The organism is Levilactobacillus namurensis (assembly GCF_032197885.1).
Taxonomy (GTDB): Bacteria; Bacillota; Bacilli; order Lactobacillales; family Lactobacillaceae; genus Levilactobacillus; species Levilactobacillus namurensis_A.
The window spans coordinates 1,773,650-1,800,638 of the sequence record NZ_CP134159.1; the positions used below are offsets into that span (position 1 = coordinate 1,773,650).

The 26,989-nt window shown below is 48.7% G+C and carries 18 protein-coding genes, 15 tRNA genes and 3 rRNA genes; 10 read left to right on the plus strand and 26 right to left on the minus strand.

The features are described 5' to 3' along the window. The first annotated feature begins 14 nt into the window (after positions 1-14). The 3 genes from RIN67_RS08600 (at position 15) to RIN67_RS08610 (ending at position 2,177) form a co-directional block, all read left to right on the plus strand. Complete coding sequence (locus RIN67_RS08600) at positions 15-608, plus strand: zinc-ribbon domain-containing protein (RefSeq protein WP_264999194.1); 594 nt, start codon at positions 15-17, stop codon at positions 606-608. A gap of 12 nt (positions 609-620) precedes the next feature. After that, complete coding sequence (locus tag RIN67_RS08605) at positions 621-1,253, plus strand: DUF805 domain-containing protein (protein WP_181406699.1); 633 nt, start codon at positions 621-623, stop codon at positions 1,251-1,253. A 99-nt stretch (positions 1,254-1,352) separates the two neighbouring features. Next, the gene (locus RIN67_RS08610) at positions 1,353-2,177 is read left to right on the plus strand and encodes a hypothetical protein (RefSeq protein WP_264999193.1); all 825 of its coding nucleotides are present in this window, start codon (positions 1,353-1,355) and stop codon (positions 2,175-2,177) included. Positions 2,178-2,180: 3 nt separating this feature from the next. Here RIN67_RS08610 and RIN67_RS08615 read toward each other — a convergent pair whose 3' ends face one another. Next, on the minus strand, positions 2,181-2,351 hold the full coding sequence (locus RIN67_RS08615) for a hypothetical protein (RefSeq protein WP_264999192.1): 171 nt from the start codon (positions 2,349-2,351) through the stop codon (positions 2,181-2,183). 896 nt (positions 2,352-3,247) lie between these two features. Here RIN67_RS08615 and RIN67_RS08620 point away from each other — a divergent pair. The 5 genes from RIN67_RS08620 to RIN67_RS08640 all read left to right on the plus strand — a co-directional run bounded on the left by RIN67_RS08620 (position 3,248) and on the right by RIN67_RS08640 (position 6,420). After that, on the plus strand, positions 3,248-4,168 hold the full coding sequence (locus tag RIN67_RS08620; RefSeq protein ID WP_264999191.1) for a type II toxin-antitoxin system PemK/MazF family toxin: 921 nt from the start codon (positions 3,248-3,250) through the stop codon (positions 4,166-4,168). 192 nt (positions 4,169-4,360) lie between these two features. Then, positions 4,361-4,434 (plus strand) — tRNA-Arg (locus RIN67_RS08625). A 2-nt stretch (positions 4,435-4,436) separates the two neighbouring features. Continuing rightward, positions 4,437-4,510, plus strand: a tRNA-Ile gene (locus RIN67_RS08630). Positions 4,511-4,690: 180 nt separating this feature from the next. Beyond that, positions 4,691-4,912 (plus strand): hypothetical protein, encoded by a 222-nt coding sequence (locus tag RIN67_RS08635; protein ID WP_061777474.1) that lies wholly within the window; start codon positions 4,691-4,693, stop codon positions 4,910-4,912. Between the two features lie 176 nt (positions 4,913-5,088). After that, a complete protein-coding gene (locus RIN67_RS08640; protein ID WP_313825921.1) occupies positions 5,089-6,420 on the plus strand; it encodes a tyrosine-type recombinase/integrase in 1,332 nt (443 codons plus the stop codon). A gap of 22 nt (positions 6,421-6,442) precedes the next feature. Here RIN67_RS08640 and RIN67_RS08645 read toward each other — a convergent pair. The 24 genes from RIN67_RS08645 to RIN67_RS08760 form a co-directional block, all read right to left on the minus strand. Beyond that, a tRNA-Leu gene (locus RIN67_RS08645) sits at positions 6,443-6,527 on the minus strand. Positions 6,528-6,558: 31 nt separating this feature from the next. Continuing rightward, positions 6,559-6,629 (minus strand) — tRNA-Cys (locus RIN67_RS08650). A 54-nt stretch (positions 6,630-6,683) separates the two neighbouring features. Next, positions 6,684-6,756: transfer RNA gene (locus RIN67_RS08655), tRNA-His, on the minus strand. Between the two features lie 13 nt (positions 6,757-6,769). Beyond that, positions 6,770-6,840: transfer RNA gene (locus RIN67_RS08660), tRNA-Trp, on the minus strand. Positions 6,841-6,846: 6 nt separating this feature from the next. Then, positions 6,847-6,929: transfer RNA gene (locus RIN67_RS08665), tRNA-Tyr, on the minus strand. Between the two features lie 5 nt (positions 6,930-6,934). After that, positions 6,935-7,007 (minus strand) — tRNA-Phe (locus RIN67_RS08670). A gap of 52 nt (positions 7,008-7,059) precedes the next feature. Beyond that, a tRNA-Asp gene (locus RIN67_RS08675) sits at positions 7,060-7,133 on the minus strand. A gap of 27 nt (positions 7,134-7,160) precedes the next feature. After that, positions 7,161-7,233: transfer RNA gene (locus RIN67_RS08680), tRNA-Val, on the minus strand. A 10-nt stretch (positions 7,234-7,243) separates the two neighbouring features. Next, positions 7,244-7,316, minus strand: a tRNA-Glu gene (locus RIN67_RS08685). A gap of 13 nt (positions 7,317-7,329) precedes the next feature. Continuing rightward, positions 7,330-7,420: transfer RNA gene (locus RIN67_RS08690), tRNA-Ser, on the minus strand. Positions 7,421-7,428: 8 nt separating this feature from the next. Beyond that, positions 7,429-7,501, minus strand: a tRNA-Asn gene (locus tag RIN67_RS08695). A 6-nt stretch (positions 7,502-7,507) separates the two neighbouring features. Further along, positions 7,508-7,624: ribosomal RNA gene (rrf, locus tag RIN67_RS08700) — 5S ribosomal RNA — on the minus strand. Between the two features lie 64 nt (positions 7,625-7,688). Continuing rightward, positions 7,689-10,604: ribosomal RNA gene (locus tag RIN67_RS08705) — 23S ribosomal RNA — on the minus strand. A gap of 167 nt (positions 10,605-10,771) precedes the next feature. Further along, positions 10,772-10,844, minus strand: a tRNA-Ala gene (locus tag RIN67_RS08710). A gap of 19 nt (positions 10,845-10,863) precedes the next feature. Next, positions 10,864-10,938 (minus strand) — tRNA-Ile (locus RIN67_RS08715). 87 nt (positions 10,939-11,025) lie between these two features. Beyond that, a 16S ribosomal RNA gene (locus tag RIN67_RS08720) occupies positions 11,026-12,591 on the minus strand. Together the 16S, 23S and 5S rRNA genes with 13 tRNA genes alongside form the textbook arrangement of a ribosomal RNA operon. Positions 12,592-13,117: 526 nt before the next feature. Further along, a complete protein-coding gene (locus tag RIN67_RS08725) occupies positions 13,118-15,181 on the minus strand; it encodes an LTA synthase family protein (RefSeq protein ID WP_265000253.1) in 2,064 nt (687 codons plus the stop codon). A 138-nt stretch (positions 15,182-15,319) separates the two neighbouring features. Then, on the minus strand, positions 15,320-15,556 hold the full coding sequence (locus RIN67_RS08730; protein ID WP_024748111.1) for a YkuJ family protein: 237 nt from the start codon (positions 15,554-15,556) through the stop codon (positions 15,320-15,322). 74 nt (positions 15,557-15,630) lie between these two features. Further along, entirely contained in the window at positions 15,631-16,665 is a 1,035-nt protein-coding gene (locus tag RIN67_RS08735; protein ID WP_265000254.1) for a lysylphosphatidylglycerol synthase transmembrane domain-containing protein, read from the minus strand. A gap of 2 nt (positions 16,666-16,667) precedes the next feature. Then, positions 16,668-17,690, minus strand: a complete 1,023-nt coding sequence (locus tag RIN67_RS08740) for a glycosyltransferase family 4 protein (protein WP_265000255.1) — start codon at positions 17,688-17,690, stop codon at positions 16,668-16,670. A gap of 12 nt (positions 17,691-17,702) precedes the next feature. Then, on the minus strand, positions 17,703-18,881 hold the full coding sequence (locus RIN67_RS08745) for a glycosyltransferase family 4 protein (protein ID WP_056944572.1): 1,179 nt from the start codon (positions 18,879-18,881) through the stop codon (positions 17,703-17,705). Between the two features lie 183 nt (positions 18,882-19,064). Then, entirely contained in the window at positions 19,065-20,795 is a 1,731-nt protein-coding gene (gene ptsP, locus RIN67_RS08750; RefSeq protein ID WP_265000256.1) for a phosphoenolpyruvate--protein phosphotransferase, read from the minus strand. Beyond that, on the minus strand, positions 20,795-21,061 hold the full coding sequence (locus RIN67_RS08755; protein ID WP_024748106.1) for a phosphocarrier protein HPr: 267 nt from the start codon (positions 21,059-21,061) through the stop codon (positions 20,795-20,797). The genes ptsP and RIN67_RS08755 overlap by 1 nt, the downstream gene beginning before the upstream one ends. A 164-nt stretch (positions 21,062-21,225) precedes the next feature. Further along, positions 21,226-21,426 (minus strand): hypothetical protein, encoded by a 201-nt coding sequence (locus RIN67_RS08760; RefSeq protein WP_024748105.1) that lies wholly within the window; start codon positions 21,424-21,426, stop codon positions 21,226-21,228. Between the two features lie 331 nt (positions 21,427-21,757). On the opposite strand from RIN67_RS08760, the gene RIN67_RS08765 reads away from it, so the two are divergent. Both RIN67_RS08765 and RIN67_RS08770 read left to right on the plus strand, forming a co-directional pair. Beyond that, a complete protein-coding gene (locus RIN67_RS08765; protein ID WP_024748104.1) occupies positions 21,758-23,965 on the plus strand; it encodes an ATP-dependent Clp protease ATP-binding subunit in 2,208 nt (735 codons plus the stop codon). Between the two features lie 171 nt (positions 23,966-24,136). Then, positions 24,137-25,249, plus strand: a complete 1,113-nt coding sequence (locus RIN67_RS08770) for a MucBP domain-containing protein (RefSeq protein WP_265000257.1) — start codon at positions 24,137-24,139, stop codon at positions 25,247-25,249. Between the two features lie 98 nt (positions 25,250-25,347). Here the strand turns inward: RIN67_RS08770 and RIN67_RS08775 are convergent, their stop codons facing one another. Then, the gene (locus RIN67_RS08775; RefSeq protein WP_265000258.1) at positions 25,348-26,787 is read right to left on the minus strand and encodes a C69 family dipeptidase; all 1,440 of its coding nucleotides are present in this window, start codon (positions 26,785-26,787) and stop codon (positions 25,348-25,350) included. Positions 26,788-26,989: the final 202 nt, after the last annotated feature.

Sequence of the window (26,989 nt, forward strand, 5' to 3'; positions counted from 1 at the left end):
CAGGAGGGACCAACATGTCAGAAAATGACACTAAGTTTTGCTCATCGTGTGGTAAAAAAATCCCTATCAACTCAGAATTTTGTCCTCATTGTGGGGAAAAACAACCAGTAGTATCAGACAACCCTGCTCAAGAAAAGACAGTCGTGAAATCGTTTGAACCGTCGAGACCAATTTCCAAATCAAATTCCACCAAAAAATGGATTTCAGGCATCACTGCCGTCGTTATTCTCGTTGCACTTATCTTCGGTCTGAGTTGGGTTGTCAATCATTCAAAATCTCCAGAAAGCATAGCGTCTTCTATCCAGTCGAAGCTTAGGACTCAATCAGCTGACTACGGCAAAGCTAAGGCAACATGGAATAGTGACAGTGAGGTAATAGAGATTTACCTTCCTAAAAACTCACATGTAGTAGAATCGTTAGAAGATGGCAGCCCTGCTTTATGGAATTCTCTTGTACGGGACTTAAAATCTAGTTCTACGGCAATTAACAAAAAGAATAATCCAAACTATTCTCATATAACCGTGGTCAGTCCACATGATAAAAATTATCTATGGCTAGAAATTAATCATGGCAAAATAAAATACAATCAAGGAGATAATTTAAACTAAGGGGTGTTTATTTTGGAAGAAAAGACTAAATTTTGTATTCACTGTGGGAAAAAGATTCCCGCAACTGCTTCATTCTGCCAATTCTGTGGCTACACTCAAGGTTCTGATACCAATACTCAAGAAAATGTAGACCAAACCAGTAATTATCAACAGACTGCATCCCCTAACTCGTTCACATCAAATATTTCTGATGTCCCTTATAATGAAAATAAAATCCCAGGTATCGTCAGTTCTACAAAACTTTATTTTAAAGATATGTTTCGCATAAATAAGAGAATGGGTCGTGCCGATTTTTGGTGGGCATCACTGGGTGTTGGCATTATTATGGTAATTATTGGCTTCATTATAGGAATTATTCAAACCGTATTTCTTGGTGGTAGTGACAACTTTATGGAAACCGATATTGCCGGTGAGCTAACTCCTGCTGGGGTCACAAGCCTCATTATGTTGATTATTCTGTTAGCTATCTATGTGATTCTTTTTATCGCTGCTCTGACAGGCGAGATTCGTAGACTCCATGATCTGGGATATAATGGCGCATTTTGGTTGATTAACCTAGTTCCAGCAATCGGATCCCTAATTATGCTAATTATTTTATGCCAGCCTTCAAAACAACAAAATAATCGCTACGTTCTACAAAAATAATCAGCTTCTGTCCGGTGACTCCCCTCGGTTCGATTCCGGGGAGAAGCATAGAATATGCATAAAATCTATTCAATTTTTTTAATTAGGGAGGCTAAATACTTGGAAATTAAAATGACGGGATACTGTCCATACTGCAAAAAAGAGGACCATAAGCAAATTGCCAATGGTCTCCTTAACAACGATAATTATTCAATTTTAAAGTGTCCGAAGGGACATTCATTTATTGTCTACCTACAAAACAACAAATATGAGTGGCTGATTCGTAATTCTTTAAATGCTTTCAACGATCATTATTACCTTGAAGCATTTATGAGCCTATACCAATCAATTGAGCAATTTCGAATATCATTTATTGAAGCGAGCTATATTAAGCATAATCAGGCCAGGTTCAAACATATTGAAAAGATGTTCGAAACTAATCCAGATTCAACTCAGATACTTGGTGCCTATAAAAGTGCCTACTTTTTAGAGACTGGTGAGCTAGTTGATTTAAACAATTCTCGTCACAAACTATCTACCAAAAACATGTCTATTGTTCCACTTAGAAATAAAATTGTTCATCAAGGATATTATCCTAATGAACAAGAAGTTTTAAGGGCTGGCGATATAATCATCAAATACATTGCCAGTGTGGAACAAATCATTAAGTTTCATGTTGATCCTAACCCCATGAATCCACGACTAACTAAACTAATGGTACCAGTTGACATTAATCTGATGGCACAACTTCCTGGATTAACTGAACATTTTGCTATTTCTAAAATCCAGAAACATAATCCTAGCGACTTAGACATCTTCCCATTTGAAGATGAAACATTGCATTTATCTGGATTCATTTCTGATGGACGCAAACTTCCTTCATTTCAGCGATTAGCAAATATTAGAAAAAAGAATAAATTTGCTGAATTTGAAGTAGACGAATAGCCTTCAACATCTAATAACAATTGACCCATCCCCTGGAATCTCAAAACTATTCTTATTAATCTCACTATTATTCCCCATATCATTATACTCATCACTTCTAACAAGAACCTGAGTATCCGGCTCAAACTGAGCTAGGTAATCAATCATTTCTTTTACTGTAAATGTATTACTCATTTATATTGCCTCACTTTCAGAACGTACGTTTGCACACATTTATTATAACATCGCCTATTCATTCGGTCGTCGTCCACACCCGATGACGTTAAAAGCTGTACATATTTCAGGAGGAAAACATGAATATCATCAAATGCATTTCGCTTGCAGTCGCTACACTATTACTAGCGACTGCTGTATATGTTCCCCAGACTGCATCAGCCAACACTTACGGAGAACACGGTCCTACTGACATCGGATACTGGATGCATAAGCACCGTGCCATTGTTACAAAGTCTATCCGAATCTATCAGTACACTAAGGGTACCATGTATACGCCATCTCATCGCGTTCGTAGTTTTAAGCTTCACCGTGGCCAAATTATCCACATAAAAAATGGAACCTATACGAATTGGAAAGTATATGGGCGCAAGTACGTAAACAATAAGCATTATGAAACTGGTAGTAACCGTTTTAAAGGATGGTTCACGAGCTACTAGTTTAGATTAATCAAATACATCTATCGGGAGGAAATTATGAAAAAGATCTGGATCACCCTCGTTTCAGCAATTGCTTTAACCATGTTTATCAGCACCTCAGCAAATGCCAGTTACTATAAACGCGCGTATGTCACTCGCAACATTACCGTATATAAATTCATCCGAGGTGATAGCTATGCAACTAGTCGCCTGGGTCATCATCTAAAATTACATTATGGGAAAACTATCCATGTTGCACCCTTCTATCATATGGGAAAGGACGGCTATTTCTTGAAAGTAAACGGCCACGGATCAAAACTATATTATGCACGAACGAACAGTTCTAAATGGTTTACACGATATTAACAGCTTCTGTCTGGTGACTCCCCTCGGTCCGATTCCGGGGTGAAGCATAAATATGATAAGGAGGGATCATCCATGCCTGAAAAACCTGAAAATTCAAAGATAACCAAGGGTGATATAATGCGCCAAGCCATAAAGAACTTTAAGACCGTTTATTATGGAAATCGTTGGAATAAAAAGTTTGAATTTATCCCAACTTGGCTTCTCCACGAATCAGAAATGTTTCTTGAAGAGAAAAAGAATTATACTCACTACAAAACGTTCAAACGTGGTGCAATTGTAAATGTGAATTTTGGTGTAAATATAGGTGACGAGTTATCGGGCCCACACTTTGCAATCATTTTAAATAAAAATGACAGTCCCTCACGTGGTGTATTGACTGTGCTCCCCCTAACTTCTCATGACCATCCGAATGAAGTTAAGCTTACTGATACAATTCGCAATTTGAGCAGTGATATGTTTCGTGATACTGGATTAGGCGTTATGCTTGCACTCTATGCGACTGAGATAGGTGCAGATGAATTTTATTTAGCTGCTAATCCCAAATTTCCAAACGCAAAGCAAAGATTGAAAACAAGTTTGATGTCTGGAGAAGACAAAGAATTAGGAAAAAGTACATTTGAGATTATTACACATATTATTCCCAATAAAAATACAGCATTTCGTTTGTTGTCTAATAACGGTAAACGAACAACTATTAATTTAGGACGGTTACTAAATCCTGATGGTTCTCATTCCGATATTGTAAAAGACTTAGTTAATACACTTATATGGACAAAAAGGAAATATGAGGATTATAACTTAGTCACTTACGCAAAAGTAGCAGACGTTACAACTATCAGCAAGCAACGTCTTAATAGGCTAAGCCCCTTTGATCCAATTGGTAAAATTATGGTTTCCAACTCAACATTGACACAAATAGATCAGGCCTTGGCAAAACTTTTCATCAAACAAAAGTCATTGGTTGACAATAGTTCCAGAATGGATAATAATTAGGTTATTGAGGGTTACATTATGTACGCCCACCTAATTTATCCTAGTAATTCTGGGATCTAAACGGTTAGCCAATGGCTAGCCGTTTTTTTATTTTATAAAGCTCTAGTTAAATTTTTATTTGACCGCGAATTTACAGTTCAAGTACAAGACTTGTGCATTATCATTAACTCGTTTTTATTATATTATTTTTTCGAACCCTTAGCTCAACAGAATAGAGCAACAGTTTCCTAAACTGTAGGTTGCGAGTTCGATTCTCGCAGGGTTCATTGGACCTTTAGCTCAGCTGGTTAGAGTAGACGGCTCATAACCGTCCGGTCGTTAGTTCGAGTCCAACAAAGTTCATTTAGGTAACTATCTAAGGAGATGACTTTAACGTTAAAGAAAGATGTTTTTCAATTGATAAATGATCTAATCGACCACTTACCAGTCATTGCTCTGATTGTATTAGTTATCATAATTGTGTCCTTTTACGTTTTTCACATACGGTCAAAACACTAACTTTTGCATTATGGAGGTAATTAAATGGTTTTTACTGATGTATTTAATGTTACGCATGATGACTGCAAGATCATTCAAACTCAGAACGACTTCAAACGTGTGTTTATTATTGAAAACGAACAGGGAGTACGTTTTACCTGTTTGAAAGATGATGCACCTCGCTCTTCCAAAATTCACGATCATTGGAAACATGCCAAGCCTAGTGATTCTCCTGATGCACATCCTTTTCATGATAAATTTGTGTAACTGGATTGTTATGTGCCTAAGACGTGGCTTCTGTCTGGTGACTCCCCTCGGTTCGATTCCGGGGTGAAGCATAGTCCCAAGGATGGTGACATTAAAAGATAAATATGTACTTGGGCCCGTTCAGGGCTTTTCTTTAATCGTCAAAAAGAACGCACGTTCGGAATGGAGGAATTATCATGGCTCAAATATTCAAACGTGGCGACAGCTGGAAAGCCAAGGTCTACTTCAAGGACATTCACGGCAAACGGACGTCACGCTCACAGGAAGGGTTCCGCACCAAGAAGGAAGCCGAAGCGGCCGCCCGGGTGATGGAAGACACTTACAAGAATGGATCCGATGTCGGCGACAAGAACATCTCTTTTAGCGACTACTTCCAGAAATGGTTCCACATCTTCCGGGAACCTGGCCTGTCAGATACCACTATCGCCCGGTACCAATACACCATCAACGTGATTGACGAATACTTCGGTGACACACTTTTCCGTAAGATCAAAACAGCCGACTATCAGGAATTTCTCAACTGGTTTGGCAACGGGAACGGAAAGGACGCGAAGCCCCACGCTAAGGCGACTGCCGACAAAATCAACACACACATCCGGGCCGCTGTCCGCAATGCAGTCAACGATTCGGTCATCAGCCGGGATTTCACGCAAAACACTCACGTCGTCTACGACAGCAGCCGGACCCGTGAGATCAAATGGCTCTCATATGACGATGCAGCCAAGCTGTACAACTACACGCTGAACCACTTGGAAGGCATTGACGTTGTTCCCTATATGGTTCTGACTGCCCTGCTCACCGGCATGCGCCAGCAAGAAATCGCGGGGCTTACCTGGGACGACATCGACAGCAAGGGGGGCTTCATCAAGATCACGAAGACCTGGAACTGGACGAAGCGTGACTTTGGCCCCACCAAGAACCCGGCATCCGTCCGGACCATCTCGATTGACCGCAACCTGGTGAACATCTTGACCAAACTGCAGTATGAGCAAAAACGCTACTTGAAAGTGAACGACAAGACCAATCCACACAGCCTGGTTTTTCTGTCGCGCTACAACCGTGTCCCCTCTTCTAAGGCCCTCAACGACCGGTTACACGAACTGATGAAGGACGCCGACATCAACATATACCTGCGGTTCCACGGGCTCCGGCACACTCACGCGTCCATTCTGCTGTATCAGAAGATGTCGATTGCCTATATCAGCCACCGACTTGGTCACCAGGACATCGCCACAACAACGAAGACTTATCTCCATATCATCAAGGAACTGGAGCAGGAAGAGACCGTCCGCACCCGTGAGATCTTCACTGACCTGGGGAAGAAGGCCGACTGGTCCGACTTCAATCAAAGTCAAGGCCGAGTGATGGGTGCACCCAAATGGGTGATTCTCACTCCTGAATGGGTGCACCTTGGGTGCACACTTTTACAAAAGCATACGCGAATATATTTTTTTAGATACAAAAAAAGAGCAGAAATGCTATTATATCAACGTTCCTGCTCTTTTTAAAGTGGCTTATGTTTCCCAGTTATACCGGAGGTGGGGTTCGAACCCACACGACCTCAACGGTCACTGGATTTTGAGTCCAGCGCGTCTGCCAATTCCGCCACTCCGGCAAAAAATATCTGATTGGATACACCCAGTCAAAGGTGGTAATCGGATTCGAACCGACGATGAAGGTTTTGCAGACCTCTGCCTTACCACTTGGCTATACCACCATAATCGTCTATCCAATCTGACTGGAACAACCTTAAGGGGTATGCCCAATCTAGGGCGGTATGTGAGAATCGAACTCACGCGTGCCGGAACCACAATCCGGTGTGTTAACCACTTCACCAATACCGCCATAACATTACAACAGGGATAGTAGGAATTGAACCCACACCGACGGTTTTGGAGACCGTAGTTCTACCTTTAAACTATATCCCTATATGATGGAGGGGAGTGGATTCGAACCACCGAACCCGAAGGAGCGGATTTACAGTCCGCCGCGTTTAGCCAGACTTCGCTACCCCTCCATAAATGGCGCGGGACGGAATCGAACCGCCGACACATGGAGCTTCAATCCATTGCTCTACCGACTGAGCTACCGAGCCATTATTTCATCATGTAGTAATGTTGTGTATTAAATTAATAATAACATAACCACGGTCTGTACGAGACTCGAACTCGTGATCTCCTCCGTGACAGGGAGGCGTCCTAACCAACTGGACCAACAGACCATAATCAAGTGTTATGCTATTATCTTATGGAGGATACAGGGCTCGAACCTGTGACCCTCTGCTTGTAAGGCAGACGCTCTCCCAACTGAGCTAATCCTCCATGATAACAATGACCCGTACGGGATTCGAACCCATGTTACTGCCGTGAAAGGGCAGTGTCTTAAACCACTTGACCAACGGGTCATACTTTGGGAAACGGAGAGTGAGGGATTCGAACCCTCGAAACAGGTTAGTACCCGTTTACAGCATTTCCAATGCTGCTCCTTCAGCCACTCGGACAACTCTCCATCTAAAGCTCCGGCAGGCGGGCTCGAACCGTCGACAACCTGATTAACAGTCAGGTGCTCTACCAACTGAGCTATGCCGGAATAATCGCGTGGCAACGTCCTATCCTCGCAGGGGGCGATCCCCCAACTACTTTTGGCGTGCTGAAGCTTAACTTCTGTGTTCGGCATGGGAACAGGTGTATCCTTCAGGCTATCGCCACCACACTATAAGAGAACTTATTCCCTCAAAACTAGCTACTACCAATTATTCTCTTGAGAACACCATTACTTGGTTAAGTCCTCGACCGATTAGTACTGGTCCGCTCCACACCTCACGGTGCTGCTACTTCCAGCCTATCTACCTGATCATCTCTCAGGGGTCTTACTTCCATATAGGAATGGGAAATCTCATCTCGAGGCGAGTTTCACACTTAGATGCTTTCAGCGTTTATCTCATCCATACATAGCTACCCAGCGATGCGCCTGGCGGCACAACTGGTACACCAGCGGTATGTCCATCCCGGTCCTCTCGTACTAAGGACAGCTCCTCTCAAATTTCCTACGCCCGCGACGGATAGGGACCGAACTGTCTCACGACGTTCTGAACCCAGCTCGCGTACCGCTTTAATGGGCGAACAGCCCAACCCTTGGGACCGACTACAGCCCCAGGATGCGATGAGCCGACATCGAGGTGCCAAACCTCCCCGTCGATGTGGACTCTTGGGGGAGATAAGCCTGTTATCCCCAGGGTAGCTTTTATCCGTTGAGCGATGGCCCTTCCATACGGTACCACCGGATCACTAAGCCCGACTTTCGTCCCTGCTCGACCTGTCTGTCTCGCAGTCAAGCTCTCTTCTGCCTTTACACTCGACGAATGATTTCCAACCATTCTGAGAGAACCTTTGGGCGCCTCCGTTACTTTTTAGGAGGCGACCGCCCCAGTCAAACTGCCCACCTGACACTGTCTCCCACCACGATAAGTGGTGCGGGTTAGAGTGTTCACACAGCGAGGGTCGTATCCCACCAGCGCCTCCATCGAAACTAGCGTTCCGATATCTACGGCTCCGACCTATCCTGTACAAGCTGTGTCAACACCCAATATCAAGCTACAGTAAAGCTCCATGGGGTCTTTCCGTCCTGTCGCGGGTAACCTGCATCTTCACAGGTACTATAATTTCACCGAGTCTCTTGTTGAGACAGTGCCCAAATCGTTACGCCTTTCGTGCGGGTCGGAACTTACCCGACAAGGAATTTCGCTACCTTAGGACCGTTATAGTTACGGCCGCCGTTTACTGGGGCTTCATTTCTGGGCTTCGCCGAAGCTAACTCATCCACTTAACCTTCCAGCACCGGGCAGGCGTCAGCCCCTATACGTCATCTTACGATTTTGCAGAAACCTGTGTTTTTGATAAACAGTCGCCTGGGCCTTTTCACTGCGGCTACACTTACGTGTAGCACCCCTTCTCCCGAAGTTACGGGGTCATTTTGCCGAGTTCCTTAACAAGAGTTCACTCGCTCACCTTAGGATACTCTCCTCGACTACCTGTGTCGGTTTGCGGTACGGGTAATTAATGTCTAACTAGAAGCTTTTCTCGGCAGTGTGACGTGGAGCACTTCCCTACTAAAATTCGGTCCCCGTCACGTCTTGTCCTTAGTGATAAGCATTTGACTCATCACCAGACTTAACGCTTGGACGCACATTTCCAATCGTGCGCATGCTTTAGCCTCCTGCGTCCCTCCATCGTTCAAACAACATTAACTAGTACAGGAATATCAACCTGTTATCCATCGCCTACGCCTCTCGGCCTCGGCTTAGGTCCCGACTAACCCTGGGAGGACGAGCCTTCCCCAGGAAACCTTAGTCATTCGGTGGATCAGATTCTCACTGATCTTTCGCTACTCATACCGGCATTCTCACTTCTAAGCGCTCCACTAGTCCTTGCGGTCTAACTTCGTCGCCCTTAGAACGCTCTCCTATCACGCAACATAGTTGCGTCCACAATTTCGGTAATGTGCTTAGCCCCGGTATATTTTCGGCGCAGAGTCACTCGGCTAGTGAGCTATTACGCACTCTTTAAATGGTGGCTGCTTCTGAGCCAACATCCTAGCTGTCTATGCAATTCCACATCCTTTTCCACTTAGCACATATTTAGGGACCTTAATTGGTGGTCTGGGCTGTTCCCCTTTCGACGGTGGATCTTATCACTCATCGTCTGACTCCCGGATATAAATCTGTGGCATTCGGAGTTTATCTGAATTCAGTAACCCATGACGGGCCCCTAGTCCAAACAGTGGCTCTACCTCCACGATTCTTGACTCCGAGGCTAACCCTAAAGCTATTTCGGAGAGAACCAGCTATCTCCAAGTTCGTTTGGAATTTCACCGCTATCCACACCTCATCCCAGCATTTTTCAACATACACGGGTTCGGCCCTCCAGTGCGTTTTACCGCACCTTCAGCCTGGACATGGATAGGTCACCTGGTTTCGGGTCTACGTCAATTTACTGAAACGCCCGTTTCAGACTCGCTTTCGCTACGGCTCCGGTCTTTACACCTTAACCTTGCAAATTAACGTAACTCGCCGGTTCATTCTACAAAAGGCACGCTATCACCCATTAACGGGCTCTAACTAATTGTAGGCACATGGTTTCAGGAACTATTTCACTCCCCTTCCGGGGTGCTTTTCACCTTTCCCTCACGGTACTGGTTCACTATCGGTTACTAGGGAGTATTTAGCCTTGGGAGATGGTCCTCCCGGATTCCGACCAGGTTTCACGTGTCTGGCCGTACTCAGGATCCTGAACTGAGGGTCAACGATTTCATCTACGGGGGTATCACCCTCTCTGCCGTGCCTTCCCAGACACTTCGATTATCATTGACTTTGGTAACTCAAATGTTCAGTCCTACAACCCCAATGTGCAAGCACATTGGTTTGGGCTGTTCCCCGTTCGCTCGCCGCTACTTAGGGAATCGAATTTTCTTTCTCTTCCTGTGGGTACTTAGATGTTTCAGTTCCCCACGTCTGCCACAACTTGAGTATGTATTCGTCAAGTTGTAATCATCGGTAAAGATGATTGGGTTTCCCCATTCGGAAATCTCCGGATCAAAGCTTACGTACAGCTCCCCGAAGCATATCGGTGTTAGTCCCGTCCTTCATCGGCTCCTAGTACCAAGGCATTCACCATGCGCCCTTCATAACTTAACCTATTTATCACGATGTGATAAACGATTAATCGAGTATTAGCGATTTAAACTAATTAAAAAACTCAAAATAAACGCGGTGTTCTCGGTTTAATTATCTTAATAATTAAAGGAAAATAATTGATAGTATCTAGTTTTCAAAGAACAAATTCTATGATGCTTTCGCATCAATGGAGAATAACGGGATCGAACCGTTGACCCCCTGCTTGCAAAGCAGGTGCTCTCCCATCTGAGCTAATTCCCCATATCGACCTTACGGTCAATGGGCATAAATGGACTCGAACCATCGACCTCACGCTTATCAGGCGTGCGCTCTAAACCAGCTGAGCTATACGCCCAAAAAAGCACATAAGGCTTTGAGGGTAGACCCCTCAAAACTGACCATTGTTTCGACAAAGTATGTGTAGCCTCCGTATATTCCTTAGAAAGGAGGTGATCCAGCCGCAGGTTCTCCTACGGCTACCTTGTTACGACTTCACCCTAATCATCTGTCCCACCTTAGACGGCTGGCTCCAAAAGGTTACCTCACCGGCTTTGGGTGTTACAAACTCTCATGGTGTGACGGGCGGTGTGTACAAGGCCCGGGAACGTATTCACCGCGGCATGCTGATCCGCGATTACTAGCGATTCCAACTTCATGTAGGCGAGTTGCAGCCTGCAATCCGAACTGAGAACGGCTTTAAGAGATTAGCTTAGCCTCGCGACTTTGCGACTCGTTGTACCGTCCATTGTAGCACGTGTGTAGCCCAGGTCATAAGGGGCATGATGATTTGACGTCATCCCCACCTTCCTCCGGTTTGTCACCGGCAGTCTCACCAGAGTGCCCAACTGAATGCTGGCAACTGATAATAAGGGTTGCGCTCGTTGCGGGACTTAACCCAACATCTCACGACACGAGCTGACGACAACCATGCACCACCTGTCATTCTGTCCCCGAAGGGAACGTCTTATCTCTAAGATTGGCAGAAGATGTCAAGACCTGGTAAGGTTCTTCGCGTAGCTTCGAATTAAACCACATGCTCCACCGCTTGTGCGGGCCCCCGTCAATTCCTTTGAGTTTCAACCTTGCGGTCGTACTCCCCAGGCGGAGTGCTTAATGCGTTAGCTGCGGCACTGAAGGGCGGAAACCCTCCAACACCTAGCACTCATCGTTTACGGCATGGACTACCAGGGTATCTAATCCTGTTCGCTACCCATGCTTTCGAGCCTCAGCGTCAGTTGCAGACTAGACAGCCGCCTTCGCCACTGGTGTTCTTCCATATATCTACGCATTCCACCGCTACACATGGAGTTCCACTGTCCTCTTCTGCACTCAAGTTCCCCAGTTTCCGATGCACTTCTTCGGTTAAGCCGAAGGCTTTCACATCAGACTTAAGAAACCGCCTGCGCTCGCTTTACGCCCAATAAATCCGGACAACGCTTGCCACCTACGTATTACCGCGGCTGCTGGCACGTAGTTAGCCGTGGCTTTCTGGTTGAATACCGTCACGATGTCAACAGTTACTCTGACACCCGTTCTTCTTCAACAACAGAGTTTTACGAGCCGAAACCCTTCTTCACTCACGCGGCATTGCTCCATCAGACTTGCGTCCATTGTGGAAGATTCCCTACTGCTGCCTCCCGTAGGAGTCTGGGCCGTGTCTCAGTCCCAATGTGGCCGATTACCCTCTCAGGTCGGCTACGCATCATCGCCTTGGTGAGCCGTTACCCCACCAACAAGCTAATGCGCCGCGGAACCATCCAGAAGTGATAGCCGAAGCCACCTTTCAAACAAAAACCATGCGGTTTTTGTTGTTATACGGTATTAGCACCTGTTTCCAAGTGTTATCCCCTGCTTCTGGGCAGGTTTTCCACGTGTTACTCACCAGTTCGCCACTCGTTCCAATGTTGAAATCAGTGCAAGCACGTCAATCAACGGGAACTCGTTCGACTTGCATGTATTAGGCATGCCGCCAGCGTTCGTCCTGAGCCAGGATCAAACTCTCATCTTAAAGATGATAAGCTCGAATAGCTCATCGATTGTTGTTACATTTTTAAAGCGAATTGACTTCGCAAATATTGCTTTGGGTTTGAATATAAATTCAAACCGCCCTACACATATTTGGTTTGTCGAAACAATGTTCAGTTTTCAAAGGTCTACCAAGTTATCAGAAGCAATCGCTCCGTGACAACTTTTAAAGTATATCATGTCGTCAATATCGTGTCAACAACTTTTTAAACATTATTTTGAATGAATATTGAATGTTTAACCAGAAGCTGAATAAATATTCTTAACAACGTATATTACTATATCAATTCTCAAACCGGCCGTCAAGCCTTTTTTTAAATTAATAAATCGTAACGCCTCGCTGTGTTCGATGTCTCAATGACTTAACTGACAACAAAAAATAGTTTACCAATATCTCCGGGTAGGGTCAAGGGAAAAATGAATATTTACCGAAATAAATTTCATCCTCCGTGAAATATACAAGCAAAAGGCCCGCCATCATCACGATAGCGGGCCCCTTTGCTTAATCTTTACTTCAATTCTGGTGCATCCGTCTTGTAGTCATCGACCGTACTCTTCCCATGATGCTGAGCTAGAACACTAGTCTTCTCCGTCTTCTGGGCCTCCGCCAACCGTTCCATGGCTGGTTTCAACTTATAGGTAAAGTCCGACTTATCGACTTTCTTAAAGTTCTTCGGTGTGTAGAACCGTAATAGATCCCCGTAAATCACCCGATCAGACAGTGAGAGTTCCGTCGTCACGTGGTTTTGCATCTGATCGACCTGCTTCTTCTGAGCCGCCGTCAGCTTCAGGACCTTCCCCGTCTTAGTATCATAGACGGTCCCCCCAACCTTAGTATAAGTCGGTGAGACAAAGTTTCCGTTACGGAAAGCAACCGTCTGATTACGGTTCTTAGCCAGCAAGTCTTGACCAAACTGAATCGTATCCGTGTTCTTGACCCCTAACAGGTCCAATAAGGTCGGCAGGACGTCAATCTCACCACCATACGTGTGGTTGATACCGCCCTTCAGTCCCGTGGCGTGAATCATCAGTGGGACCTTCTGGAACTGGGCCAAATCAAAACTCGTAACCTTCTTCTTCCCCAATAATTGGGCAATCGCTGGCCGGTGGTTATTCGAAATCCCGTAGTGGTCCCCGTACGCCAGGATGACACTATTCTTATAGAGTCCTGCCTTCTTCAGGTATGACACGAACTCCGCAAACGCCTGATCCAGATAATGTGCCGTCTGAACGTAAGGATCGACCGTCTTATCTCCGGTCTTCGTCGCTGGGAAATCAATATTCTTCTTATCTAATTCGTATGGGTAGTGGTTCGTCAACGTAATCAGCTTCGCGTAGAACGGTTGTGGTAACTGTTGCAGATACTTAACCGAGTCCTTGAAGAAAATCTTATCCTTCAGACCATATCCAATACTATAGTTGGCTTTTTGCTGATAGTAGCTAGAACTAAAGAAGTACTGGTATCCCCAGGACTTATAGGTGTTATCCCGGTTCCAGAAACTAGGAACGTCCCCATGAAAAGCCGCTGTAGTGTAACCCGCTTCTTGGCTCAAGATCGCTGGAGCCGCCTGGAACGTATTCTGCGTCCCGTAAGTGGTCATCGCCGAACCTTGTGGTAACCCAAACAGGGAATTTTCCAACATCATTTCTGCGTCAGAAGTCTTCCCTTGGGCCACTTGATGGTAGAAGTTATCAAACGACAGGGTGTTTTTACTATGGTAGAACTTGTTTAACGTAGGTGTTACTTCTTTACCGTTCACCTTGTAATCCAACAAGAACTGTTGGAAACTCTCCAAATGAATGATAAAGACGTTCTTTCCCTTTTCCTTACCAAAGTACGACACGTTCGGGCTGACCCGATTCTGCTTCAAGTACTTCAGCACACTCTTCATGTCACTTGCGTTAGCACTCGCCCGCGTCGAACTTTCCTTTTGCGTCTGGTACGCATTAAAGGCCGCATACTCGTTCAACCCCAAGTACTTCACGATGTAGTTGTTGTCAAACGTCCGCGTCAGCAACCCGGAACGGTCAGCGTTGGCCATCCCGAACTCCGCAAACATTAGTCCAAATGACAGGACCGAGATGGTCAGTGCGTAACGGCGTTTAAACGGCCGCGGGTCGATACGAATCACGTGCGTCAGTAGCAACACGATCAAAATAATAATATCCAGGTAGACGAAAAAGTCATACAGGTGGGTAATCTGCGCTAAGCTTTTCCCCAAGTTATTCTGAACGTCGCTAGACCCCTTCATGATACCGAAGGACAGAAAATCCGAGAATTCCCGGTAATAGACCACGTTCGCAAAGATCCAAGTGGACTCCAGCAAGTCGATGACCAACATGAGCCAGTACGCTAACCGGCCCCGGAAGTATAACGCAATCCCAAAAACCAGCAAGGCGGCCGGCACTGGGTTCACGAACAGCAAGAACTGCTGCACACTTCCCTTCGCCCCCAAAGTAAATTCGGTTTGGTAGGCAATGTACGTTTTTATCCAAAATAAGACGACAATCAACAGGAAAAAGCCCATTCGGGTGTTCAACCAGTTCATCTTTCGCTTAACAAAGTTTGCCATGAGACAGCCTCCACAAAATAGTTAACATTACTCCAGTATAGCCGATAGACCTTGGGAATCAATTGGAACGGCTAACCTTTGGAAAATTTCAACTTTTCGAGTCTAAAAAAAAACAAAACTATGGCACCCATAGTTTTGTTAGTTGTCCGTCAATAAATCAAATAATTCGATAGCCACTAAATCAATGTTATCAAACTCAAAGGTTGTCTCCGGATTATGTTCAGTTAACGTGTAAGTCTGGTTAGCCGCGTTGTAAACGACCATCGCTTGCTCCACGCCGGCTTTTTCGAATCGACGGGGTTGTGGCTCGTCGACGGCATCCTCTTGCATCGCCTTCAAGCGATTGATGATGCCAATCAGTTGAGATTCTTCCATGATTGGTCCCCTTTCTAGCTTCACTATGATTTTACCAAACTTAAGGCGTTATCGCACGCCTTAATCGAAAAAACTCACGCATTTGTCTTGTCAGTTTCTTCAACCACCTTGTCTGGCCGAATCACCATCGCGACCAAACCCGCCAGCATCCCGAAGTAATACGTCAACAGGCGCCAGAGAATCATCGCCAAGACCAGTTTACTGTTCGACGCGATGTAGCTCTTAAAGATCATCTCAAAACTATACTCGGCGCCCCCAGCTCCCCCGGGGATTGGGAACAGCGAGATTACCATCACGATCAAGACGTGCATACTGGTGACCATGACGATGTTCGCCGTGGTGTAGCCCAACGCCAACATGATGAAGTACGGAATCAGGTAGTAGAACATCAACTGAATAAAGGTAATCACAAAGACCCGCAACATCAGCCGCCACTGGCCGCTGATCCGGACACTTTCGGCGTAGAACGAATCAATCTTACGATTAATGTTCGCCACCATTCGGGTGTAACGTACCGGCTTCATGAACCAATGGGCCGGATACAGGACCACCGCGACCGCCCGCTTGGTAAACCCGTACCAAAACATCACCATCAAGAGGCCTACAATCACGGCCAAGTGAATCGTAAAGCCGAAGACCACCAGCCAAGCTAGGGCGTGCAATTTATCTTGGATGTAGTTGAACCCAATCACCAAGGCAATCAGAAAATTGATCACAATCATCGACTGGAAGACCACAAACTTCATCAATAAGACGGAGCTAGCCTTCCCCGCATCGACCCCAGTCTGCATCAGAGCAATCAATTGGGCCGGCTGACCACCGGAAGAAAAGGGCGTAATCCCGTTAAACAACTGTTCCACCAAGGGGATCCGCACTGCGTCCTTAAACGTAAATCCCTGAATTCGGTCCGAGATAAAGACTTTCACAATCACGGCTTCTAAACCCAAGTAAAGCACCATGCACAGCACGGCGACCCCGAACCACCAGAAGTTGATGTGCACGAAGTCGTTGATCAGCACGGAAAATTTAATATCGCGCAGTGAGAAGGCAAAGATGGCCACTCCTAAGAGGAGCATAACCGTAAGGACCCATTTATTTCGTCGTGACATACTTACCCCTCTTTTGCCTGTGCCCGATAGAACCGCCGCCAGATGGTGGTCAGGTGCGCTTCCGAGTACCGTTCAGCCGCCGCTAAGCTCTTCTGGCGCCACTGGTCTAAGGCGGCCTGGTCTCCCGGCAACGTCTGCAACTGGGCGTTCATCTCCGCATAATCTTGGGCGGGAATGTAGTCACCGGCAATGATGGCGTGATAGAGGTCCAAATCGCGTAACATGACCGGGGTCCCCGTACTAAAAGCCTCTAAGACCGACATCGGAAACAGCTCGTTGAAAGATGGTAATAAGAAAAGGTCCGCTAAATCGTAATAGTCGACCAACTTCGCCCGGTCAACGATGCCCGGAAAGCTGAGGTTCGCGGGCGGATCATCAACGACCTTCTTCAGGTCGGCATACCCGTCCGTGATCCGGCCAAACGAAAAGCCCCCCGCCCAGATAAACTGAATCTGCGGGTTATTCCGCGCCAACTTGATAAAGTCAAACAAGCCCTTGCGCTCCTGAATCTGACCGATGCCTAGGACCGTGAAACGGTGGGCATCGTACCCGTATTGTTGCCGCAACGCCAGCTTCTGGGCCGGCTCAACCGGGTAGAATTCCTGACGACTGACAAAGTTGGGAATGTACGTCACCCGCTCTGCGGGAATCCCGTAGGCCGCCAACTTAGGAATAAAAGTCGGATTGACCACCACAATGTGATCCATCCGCTTATAAAACGCAATCACGTACCGGTAAAAGATTCCCCGAAAAGGTTGGGGAATCTTCAAACTTCCCTCCAACGTTTCCGGCAAAAAATGAACGTAGCCGATTTTTCGACCGCGTCCGGGTAAAAACGTCGACAGATAATAGGAAAAGTTAATCGTGTGGTAATGGGTAATATCTGCTTTACCATACCGGTTGACCGTCACGTCAAAGTCATCTTGTAAGTGGGTCTTCATCAGGTTCATCAGCTCGTTATACGCACTGCCGACACCCTGCCCCTTAACGGAATCCGCGGCGGAAAACATGTTAATTTTTAGCATTCAATAACTCCTCTAATCACTAAAGTCCGGGGTGTCCTCGTGCGCCTGCTCGTAACTGACCTGCGCATCCCGATAGAAAGCCATAATATTCTGCCCAAAGGTATCTGCGGAAATCTCCGACAGTTTCCGGGCCAATAGCTTGGCGTCCTGGTGTTCATCCCCATGCAATAAGTAATCGACCACGTTCGCCACCAGTTCATCACTGTTCTTGACCGTCGCCCCCAGCGCCCGACTAGACAACAACTCGTCCGTATAGGGACTGGTCATGACCACGATCTTGGTTCCTGCCGCCATCGCTTCGATGTAGGTCAACCCCTGGGACTCGGAATCTGAAGACGACAAAAAGACGTTGGCCATGTGATAGTACCGGAAGACATCGTCGTTGTTCACTTCCCCGGTGAACGACACGTGGTCCGTCAGATCAGCATCCTTGACCTGTTGTTCCAGGTCTTCACGGGCCGGGCCATCCCCCACAATCAGAAGCTGGGCATTCGGGACCGCCGCTAAGATCCGGGGCATCGCCGCAATGCTGGCCGTAATGTTCTTCTCGTAGGCCAACCGACTCAACGACAAAATCACCGGCGTGTCCGGCGCGAAGCCTAACTGCCGCCGTAGATTCGCCGTATCCGGTTGCTCATACTGGTGTAAGTTGACCCCCGTTGGAATCACCCGAATCGGAGCTTTAACCCCGTAATCGGTCAAGGTCGTTAACACCCGGTCACTGGGCGCCACGACCCCCGTTAAGTGGTAGCAGAAGGCTAAAGTTCCCTGCTTCACGTGGACCGGCTTTAAAATCTTACCGTTCGCCACGTAATGGAGATAATCCTCATACATGGTGTGGTACGTATGCAGACACGGAATTTCTAGGTTCCGGGCGACAAACTTGCCAATCCAGCCCATCGAGAATTCAGTCTGGGTGTGGACGATGTCTAAGTTCAGTTCCTTGGCAATCTGGTAAGCCTGAAAGAGCCCGCGAACCGCGATTCGGCGGTCGGTAAACGATACGAACGGAATACTCGAGAAGCGAAAAACGTTGCGCTCATAAACGTTGCGCTCCACGTGTGGATCGGTGGTCGTAAAGATGTACACCTGGTTTCCCTGCTTTTCCAGCTGGTCCCGTAACGTCTTGATGGACGTGGCGACCCCACTGACCTGTGGGAAATAGGTATCCGTAAAGATGCCAATGTTCACTGCCAATCCCCCCTTGGATTTTGTTTGGTTTCTAAGCACTTAAACGTTCGTCATACAATCATCACAATTATATGGGTTTACCTACCTGATTGCAAACCACCAACCGCCAGCCCACGCAAAATAGCAGGCCCATTTAACCAATTCTGACAACTGGCTAAACGGACCTGCCGATTTCGTAAAGATTCACTTAAGTAATCCAGGCACAGCCGCCTGAACCATGGTAATCACTTCTTGACTGGTGCTAGCCGAATTCAGCGCCGTTTCCACCAACGACTGTAAGTCCTTGGCGTTCAACTTGGCAATCAGCTCGCGGGTCTTCAGGATCGACCCCGCCCCCATGGAGAACTCGTCTAAGCCCATCCCCAGTAACAGGGGAACGGCAATCGGGTCGCCGGCCATCTCACCGCACATCGCCACGGGAATCCCCGCGTTGTGCCCGGCCGCAATCACCCGGTTAACTAACCGGAGAATGGCCGGATGGTACGGCTGGTAGAGGTAGCCGACGTCCTGGTTCGTCCGGTCAGCAGCCATGGTATAGCCGATCAAGTCGTTGGTCCCGATACTCATGAAATCAACTTCCTGAGCGAACCGGTCAGCCAGTAATGCCGCGGCTGGCACCTCGACCATCATGCCGACCTTCACGGTACCCATCGGTACCTGCTTGACCGTCAACTTCGAGCGTTCGTCGTCGTAGATGGCCTTAGCCTGGCGAAACTCATCGAGCGTCGCAATCATTGGGAACATAATTCGTAGATTGCCGAAAGCCGAGGCCCGCAACAACGCCCGTAACTGACTACGAAAGGCCTCTTGGTGGGTCAAACTGCGGCGAATCGCCCGCGCCCCCATGAAGGGGTTAGCTTCCGGCTTCTGCTGCAGGTACGGTAACGGCTTATCCCCACCGATATCGAGGGTCCGCATCACCACCGGATGCGGCGCCATGGCTGCTAAAACTTCCTTATAAGCCGCGAACTGTTGGTCCTCACTGGGTAAGTGGTCCGCATCCATGTAGAGGAACTCCGTGCGCATCAGTCCGATAGCCTCGGCCCCGTTACGCAGGACGTTAGGCATGTCTTGGGGAGTGCCAATGTTGGCTGCCAACGTGACGCCCACGCCATCCGCACTGGTAGTCACCGTATGCTGTAATTTCGCTAACCGCTCTTGGTTGGCGATGCGGGCCTGCATCTGTTCCCGCGCCGTGGTCAACTCGGCTTCACTAGGATCCAATAAGACCTGGCCCTGGTTACCGTTCACCACGACCGTACTACCTTCGGCCATGTCCGCCGTCGCCGTCTGGGTCCCTACGACCGCTGGAATGTTCAGCGAGCGGGCCAGAATCGACGAGTGCGACGTTCGGCCACCCAGATCCGTGACAAAGCCTAAGATGTAACACGGATTAACGGAGACCGTATCACTGGGAATCAGATCATGGGTCACCACGATGACCGGGTGATTGACCAACGCCAAGTCTGGCAATTGAACCTGCAGGAGGTGGGCCGTGACCCGCTTGATCACGTCATGGAGGTCCGTGACCCGTTCTTGCATGTACGCATTACCCTTTAGGTCCTTGAACGATTGCTCATAACGTTGGGCAACCGTGGCCAAGGCCGCTTCGGCGTTCAGGTGCTCCTGGCGAATCAACTTTTCGACCGCCGCAATCAATTCTGGGTCCTGAAGCATCACAATATGCGCACTAAAAACCTGGGCACTATCAGCGCCCAGGTTTTTAGTTGCACGAGTTTTAATCGTCTCAATGTCGGAGACGGCTGCTTCAAGGGCCTGATGGAATCGATTTAGTTCGTCATCCAAATTCGTAATTGTGTGTCGCTTAACGGTTAAGTCCGGTTCAACCAAGCGATAGACCTGGCCGCACACGATTCCGTCACTTGCGGCAATTCCCTTGAGCATCGCTCTCATTAGTCAGATAAACCCTCTTTTTTCAGCGTTTCAGCAACGGCAGCCATTGCATCGGCTTCGTCGTCACCATCAGCCGTAATCGTAATTTCAGCGTTTTGGCCAACACCCAAGGACATCACGCCCATGATAGACTTCAAGTTCACGGACTTGTCTTGGTATTGTAAGCTAACTTCTGAGTTGAACTTGCTTGCAGATTGGACTAATAACGTTGCTGGACGGGCATGAATCCCAGTTTCAGCAGTGATATGAAATTCGCGTTTTTCCATAAATGATCGATCTCCTTTAAGCTTAGGTTGAATTCTTATCGAACATAGCGCCTTGATCTTGCGCAGTGATCAAACAACCATACTGACGTTATGCCTACTTACTAAGAATATCAATCTGACCATCAAATTACAAGTGATACTGAACCGCTTTCATCAAAAAGACCTTATGATTGGTCTTCGGTCGCATCCCGATCGTAATGGTAGACCAGCTTACCGCCCTTATGGGCCTCGCCAATCACCCGCTTCCGGGTCTCAAACGCCATGAACGCCTGTTGAAAGGCCGGGAACTCGTCCGGTTCCACCTCAAACTGATCGATTTTCTGGTCCTTTAACTGATTCATCAGGTCCGTAAAGTCTCTTGCCATCTGCTCGCCCCCTTTAGCCATCATGTCAATATGACCGCGCCTGTATGTGCCTATATTTTACGGTGAAATACCAAACAGGTCAAAGAAATTTGCCGACTTTTCGTCAAAAGCCGACCTCCTTTTTAGCATTCTATAGTTGAGAGTGCTAAAATAAAGCCGTTCGGAAGAAGTGGCCCCTTAACCATTGTCTGACGAAGCAAGCAAATTAGTTGCATGCTGTGGCCGACGCGGTATACTGTGTTTAAAGGTCAAGAAAGGTCAAACGCTTTTCAACGAACGACCGACGTGTTTTGCCACGTTATTCCATTAAAGAAGGGAGACGAACAAACACATGCTATGTCAAAATTGCCACCGGAATCAAGCAACCATTCACCTCTACATGAGCGTGAACGGGCAGCGGCAACAAGTTGACCTATGCCAAAATTGCTATCAACTACTCAAGCAACAGCAAGACAACTCTGGAAATGGAGGTGGCCGTATGGCACAAGATCCATTCGGCTTTGGTAACCTGGATGACATTTTCCGGGCCATGCAAGGTGGCAACTCCGCCAACCAAGCAGACTACCGGCAAGCTGCTAACCAAGGGCGTCCGACCCAACCGGCGGGCAACCAAGGTTCCGGTAACGGCCTGCTGAGTCAGTATGGTCTGAATCTGACCAAGTTAGCCAAAGACGGCAAAATCGACCCAGTGATTGGGCGCGATAAAGAAACGGCACAAGTCATTGAGATCCTCAACCGACGGACCAAGAACAACCCAGTCCTGATCGGTGAAGCCGGCGTCGGGAAGACGGCGGTGGTCGAAGGCTTGGCCGAGCGAATCGTTGAAGGCAACGTTCCGCAGAAGTTGACGAATAAGCAAATTATTCGTCTCGACGTGGTTTCCCTAGTTCAAGGCACCGGTATCCGGGGCCAATTCGAACAACGGATGCAACAATTAATGAAAGAAGTTCAAGCTAACCCCGACATCATCCTCTTCATTGACGAAATCCATGAAATCATGGGTGCCGGCAATGCTGAAGGCGGGATGGACGCCGGTAACGTTTTGAAGCCAGCGTTAGCCCGGGGAGACTTCCAGTTAATTGGAGCCACCACGTTAAATGAATACCGGGACATCGAAAAAGACCAAGCCTTAGCACGGCGGTTCCAACCAGTAACGGTAGACGAACCTAGCCCGGACGAGGCCATCAAGATTCTCAAGGGTATTCAAAAGAAGTACGAAGATTATCACCACGTTCACTACACGGACGCCGCGATTGAAGCGGCCGTTCGGTTATCTGACCGGTACATCCAAGACCGGTTCTTACCCGACAAGGCCATCGACTTACTCGATGAATCCGGGTCGCGGAAGAACCTGACCATCAACGTGGCCGACCCGCACGCCATCGACGAGAAGATCGCCGATGCTGAGAAGCAAAAGCAAGCCGCTTTGAAGCAGGAAGACTACGAGAAGGCCGCCTACTACCGGGACCAGGTCACCAAGTTGAACAAGTCTAAGGAAAGCGCCCAGAGCGCCGACCAGGACCAGTCCACGGAAGTGACCGAAAAAGACATGCAAGATATCGTGGAAGAAAAGACCAACATCCCCGTTGGCGAACTGCAGGCTAAGGAACAACATCAACTGAAGAGCTTAGGCCCTGACCTAGAGAAACACGTGATCGGCCAAAACGAAGCGGTTGATAAAGTGGCCCGCGCCATTCGCCGGAACCGAATCGGTCTGAACGGAACGGGCCGGCCAATTGGATCCTTCCTGTTCGTCGGTCCTACCGGGGTCGGCAAGACGGAACTCGCCAAGCAATTAGCTAACGAGCTCTTCGGGTCGGAGGATGCCATGATTCGGTTCGACATGTCCGAATACATGGAGCCGCATTCCATTTCTAAGCTGATCGGATCTCCTCCTGGCTATGTCGGGTACGAAGAAGCCGGTCAACTGACCGAACAAGTTCGGCGGCACCCATACACGCTGGTACTCTTGGACGAAATCGAAAAGGCTCACCCCGACGTCATGAACATGTTCTTACAGATTCTAGACGACGGCCGGCTGACCGATTCCCAAGGACGGACCGTGTCCTTTAAGGATACCCTGATCATCATGACCAGTAACGCCGGGACCGGTGACGTCGAAGCCAGCGTCGGGTTTGGCGCCGAAGCCAGTGGTAAGACCCATTCCGTTCTGGACAGTCTGACCAACTACTTCCGTCCCGAATTCCTGAACCGGTTCGACGACATCATCGAATTCAACTCCCTGACTAAGGAGAACTTGATGCAGATCGTCGACTTGATGATCGGTGACGTGAACCAGATGCTGGCCACGCAAGGGCTACACATCCACGTCACGGAACCCGTAGAAGAGAAGCTGGTCACCGATGGTTATAATCCAGCCATGGGGGCGCGGCCGCTTCGCCGGGTCATTCAAGAAGAGATTGAAGACCGCATCGCTGACTACTACCTTGACCACACGGGCACCAAGAACCTGGTGGCTAAGATCGAAGACGGGAAGATCGTTCTGACCGCCGATGACAGCGCCACGGCAACTAAATAATCCTGATTAACGGGCAAACCATCTGCGGGTGGTTTGCCCGTTTTTTAGGGTCAGCACGAGAGCGCCACCATTCCCGACAAGACTGGTTTTGAAACCGAAAAATCACCTGCATCCCCCTAGGAGTTGCGGTATACTGTATTTTAAAGGAAAGAACGGAAGGAGGGAATTGCCTTGGCACTATTGAACTGGTTACGTCACTTGGTCACCCGGCCGACAAACCGGCCCCGGCACCAGCGTCCCCTGACTCGGCGTACCCGGCAGACTCTGCCCCGCCCAGCGACGCATGCGCCCATGCCGCCTCAACCAACCGAGCCACCAGTCCCTCGCCAGCTCACCCCGGAGGCCGCAACACCTTTAGCCCCAACGTCACCAGCGCCCGTCACTCACGCGGCGCCCGATGCAACGCTGGTGGTGCGCCTGGTCGATCAACGGGACCACCCCCTTCAGCCCGCACTGGTCTTAACGGGGCAGTTGAATGCCCCGGTGCGCCTCAAGATTCCCGAGATTCCGGGGTACACCCTCCTGGATATTCAGGGATTCACCCAAAATTTTCTCAGTGCGTACGGCCTGACCACGCTAGTCTACCAATCCATCTGGGGACAGCCCGTCACGACCTACCTGATCGACTACGATACCGGCCAGCTCCTGGCTCTCCCTCGGACCTTACGCGGTAAGTTGCGGACGCCATATCAGTTGACGCCCCCCGCCGTAACCGGCTACCACATCTTCCAGGCCGAAGGGAACCAGCACGGCCAGTTCAGCGATCAAAGCAAGCGGGTCCTGTACTTCTACCGACGCGACGCCTGGCAGACCGTCCAGCGGGTCCACCAATACGTGACCTTGACTGCCGATCACGACGTCTACGACCTCCCAGCGGGGACCGCGTACGGGTACCAGTTCCCGGCGACTTCCCTCTGGCGACTCTTCGCCATCATCACCCTCACCGACCAGTCCGTCTGGTATAACCTAGGGGGCAATCAATGGCTGGCCGCGACCGATACGCAACGCCATCAGCACTGGTCACGAGTCATGGCACTCCCACCTAAAGTCACGACCTGGACGCAACGGCAGACCGTCCACTGGACCGGTCACGTCGACTACGTGCCTCAGGGTCGTCTGACCATCTACCGGGAACCTTACGGTGAAGTCGCCGGGCAGTTGCAGAACGGTGACGCCTTAGACGTTCGCCAGTGTCTCACCGACGATCAAGGGCTGGTCTGGTACCAAGTCGGTCCGGCCGCCTACATCAATGCGCGCTATGTTCGCCTGAATCCTCAAAAATAACCTTAAAAAATGCGTACGACCAAGATTAGCCTGGTCGTACGCATTTTTGTCATGCTTAATTTTTTATTCTGACTTGTCAGCCGGCCCCTAACCGTTTACTAGAGGTTCTTATCCATGTTGAAGGTCAGCTGAGACAGGGTTAAGCCCTTTTCAATCAAGTCATTGGTGAACTGGGTCGTGACCTGCCGCATCTGGGCGGTGACTTGATGGTTCTGTTCCGTCAGGAAGGCCGTCAACTCTTTGCCACTCAGCTGTTGCTGGTCCGCAGCCGCCAGGGCTTGGGCCACGTGGGTCCGTAAGTTCTGCTTAGCGGCCGTGACGTAATCAACGTCCTGTTCAATGAATTGCGTGTAGTGGGACTCCACGATCATCGACAGCTTCCGGTACATCCAGTAAGCACTGGTGTCATCCAGGTGCCGCGGCGTGGTCCGGTACGACGGGTCCGTGTCCGTGACGTTGGCAAAGAACGGCACGTACGGGCTGAACGCTGGGACCCCGAAGCACAGCCACATCAAGGCTGAACGGTCCGCGGGCACGTCGTTACGAATCTGTAAGACGTGCGAGTTCTGGGTCCGGTTCATTGAGATTGGCCGGAACTTGGTCCGTAAGTCTTCTGGACCGTGACCCAAGGGATCGTACGGCGTCTCGTTGTAGTGGGAACTCAAAATGTACTCGATGTCTTCCACACTGATCTTGTGACTGGTCCGGCAAATGAAAGGCAGTTCGCTGGATTGCGGATCCTGCTTAATTTCTGGATTCAGGTATCGTTGACCGAACCAGACCCGCGGCGTGTTGTAGTGCCGGTCCTTTTCGGTACTGGTCCCAAAGATGTGCCGGAAGTTCCAGCCATCGCGGTCCGGGTTCAAGTGGTGGTCCGCGACGAAGGCCTGAATTCCCTCGGAAAACATGAAGTTATCGGGATCATCAAAGGTGACCTGTTGAATGGCAACTTGGTTAGCCGTGACGGCATAAGCGTCGTCAGGAATTCGTTGCGCGACCCAGTGATGGCCGGTCACGATTTCCATGTACCAGACTTCCTGGTTGTCGGAGAAAAGGACCCCGTTGCCTTCAGGTGAGCCGTATTGCTTGATCAGCTTGCCTAAGTAACGGACCCCGTCGCGAGCGGACGTAATGTAGGGCAAGACCATGGTCTGTAGAGAGTCTTCGGCCAGACCGTTAGCCACTAACGGGTCAAAGGCCAATGCATCGGGATTCCCGTAGACACTTTCGGTCGCACTCATCGCGACGTTCTTTTGGTTGATCCCACTTTCGGCGTACTCCCCCGTTTTCTCGATCTCAACGTTCGGGGTCGCTAGGTACCGGTACCCGTCCTTGGGGATCGGGGCCGTAAACCCATTTTGGTTAGAGACCCAGGTCCGGTCTGGTTGGTCATGTTCGGCCGGGTGCACGTAGAACCGTTGCGGTGTCAGCGGTAAGAACGTATCATCGTTGCGGGCAATCATGGTTGACCCGTCAACGGTCGCATCCTTCCCCACTAGAACTGACGTACAAGCCGTTAAGTGTTTTCCTATCTTCAAAACTACCACTCCTTTTGAGTAAAACCATGTTCCTCAGTTTACCGCTTTTTGACTGGGAAAACTAGCGGTCCGCTGGAAACCGTAGCGGGCCATCGCCACCGCCATCCCCTAGGTTAATTTTGTTACACATTTAAAAAAGTGTTGACATTTCTAATAGATTGTCTAAAATGGAGTTGTTAACAATTGAAAAGGTTTTCTTTAG

Excerpts from the sequence above, each read along its gene's own strand:
- RIN67_RS08600 (WP_264999194.1), top strand. The coding sequence starts at position 15 with ATGTCAGAAAATGACACTAAGTTTTGCTCATCGTGTGGTAAAAAAATC.
- RIN67_RS08615 (WP_264999192.1), bottom strand. The coding sequence starts at position 2,351 with ATGAGTAATACATTTACAGTAAAAGAAATGATTGATTACCTAGCTCAG.
- RIN67_RS08620 (WP_264999191.1), top strand. The coding sequence starts at position 3,248 with ATGCCTGAAAAACCTGAAAATTCAAAGATAACCAAGGGTGATATAATG.
- RIN67_RS08635 (WP_061777474.1), top strand. The coding sequence starts at position 4,691 with ATGGTTTTTACTGATGTATTTAATGTTACGCATGATGACTGCAAGATC.
- RIN67_RS08640 (WP_313825921.1), top strand. The coding sequence starts at position 5,089 with ATGGCTCAAATATTCAAACGTGGCGACAGCTGGAAAGCCAAGGTCTAC.
- RIN67_RS08725 (WP_265000253.1), bottom strand. The coding sequence starts at position 15,181 with ATGGCAAACTTTGTTAAGCGAAAGATGAACTGGTTGAACACCCGAATG.
- RIN67_RS08730 (WP_024748111.1), bottom strand. The coding sequence starts at position 15,556 with ATGGAAGAATCTCAACTGATTGGCATCATCAATCGCTTGAAGGCGATG.
- RIN67_RS08735 (WP_265000254.1), bottom strand. The coding sequence starts at position 16,665 with ATGTCACGACGAAATAAATGGGTCCTTACGGTTATGCTCCTCTTAGGA.
- RIN67_RS08740 (WP_265000255.1), bottom strand. The coding sequence starts at position 17,690 with ATGCTAAAAATTAACATGTTTTCCGCCGCGGATTCCGTTAAGGGGCAG.
- ptsP (WP_265000256.1), bottom strand. The coding sequence starts at position 20,795 with ATGAGAGCGATGCTCAAGGGAATTGCCGCAAGTGACGGAATCGTGTGC.
- RIN67_RS08755 (WP_024748106.1), bottom strand. The coding sequence starts at position 21,061 with ATGGAAAAACGCGAATTTCATATCACTGCTGAAACTGGGATTCATGCC.
- RIN67_RS08760 (WP_024748105.1), bottom strand. The coding sequence starts at position 21,426 with ATGGCAAGAGACTTTACGGACCTGATGAATCAGTTAAAGGACCAGAAA.
- RIN67_RS08765 (WP_024748104.1), top strand. The coding sequence starts at position 21,758 with ATGCTATGTCAAAATTGCCACCGGAATCAAGCAACCATTCACCTCTAC.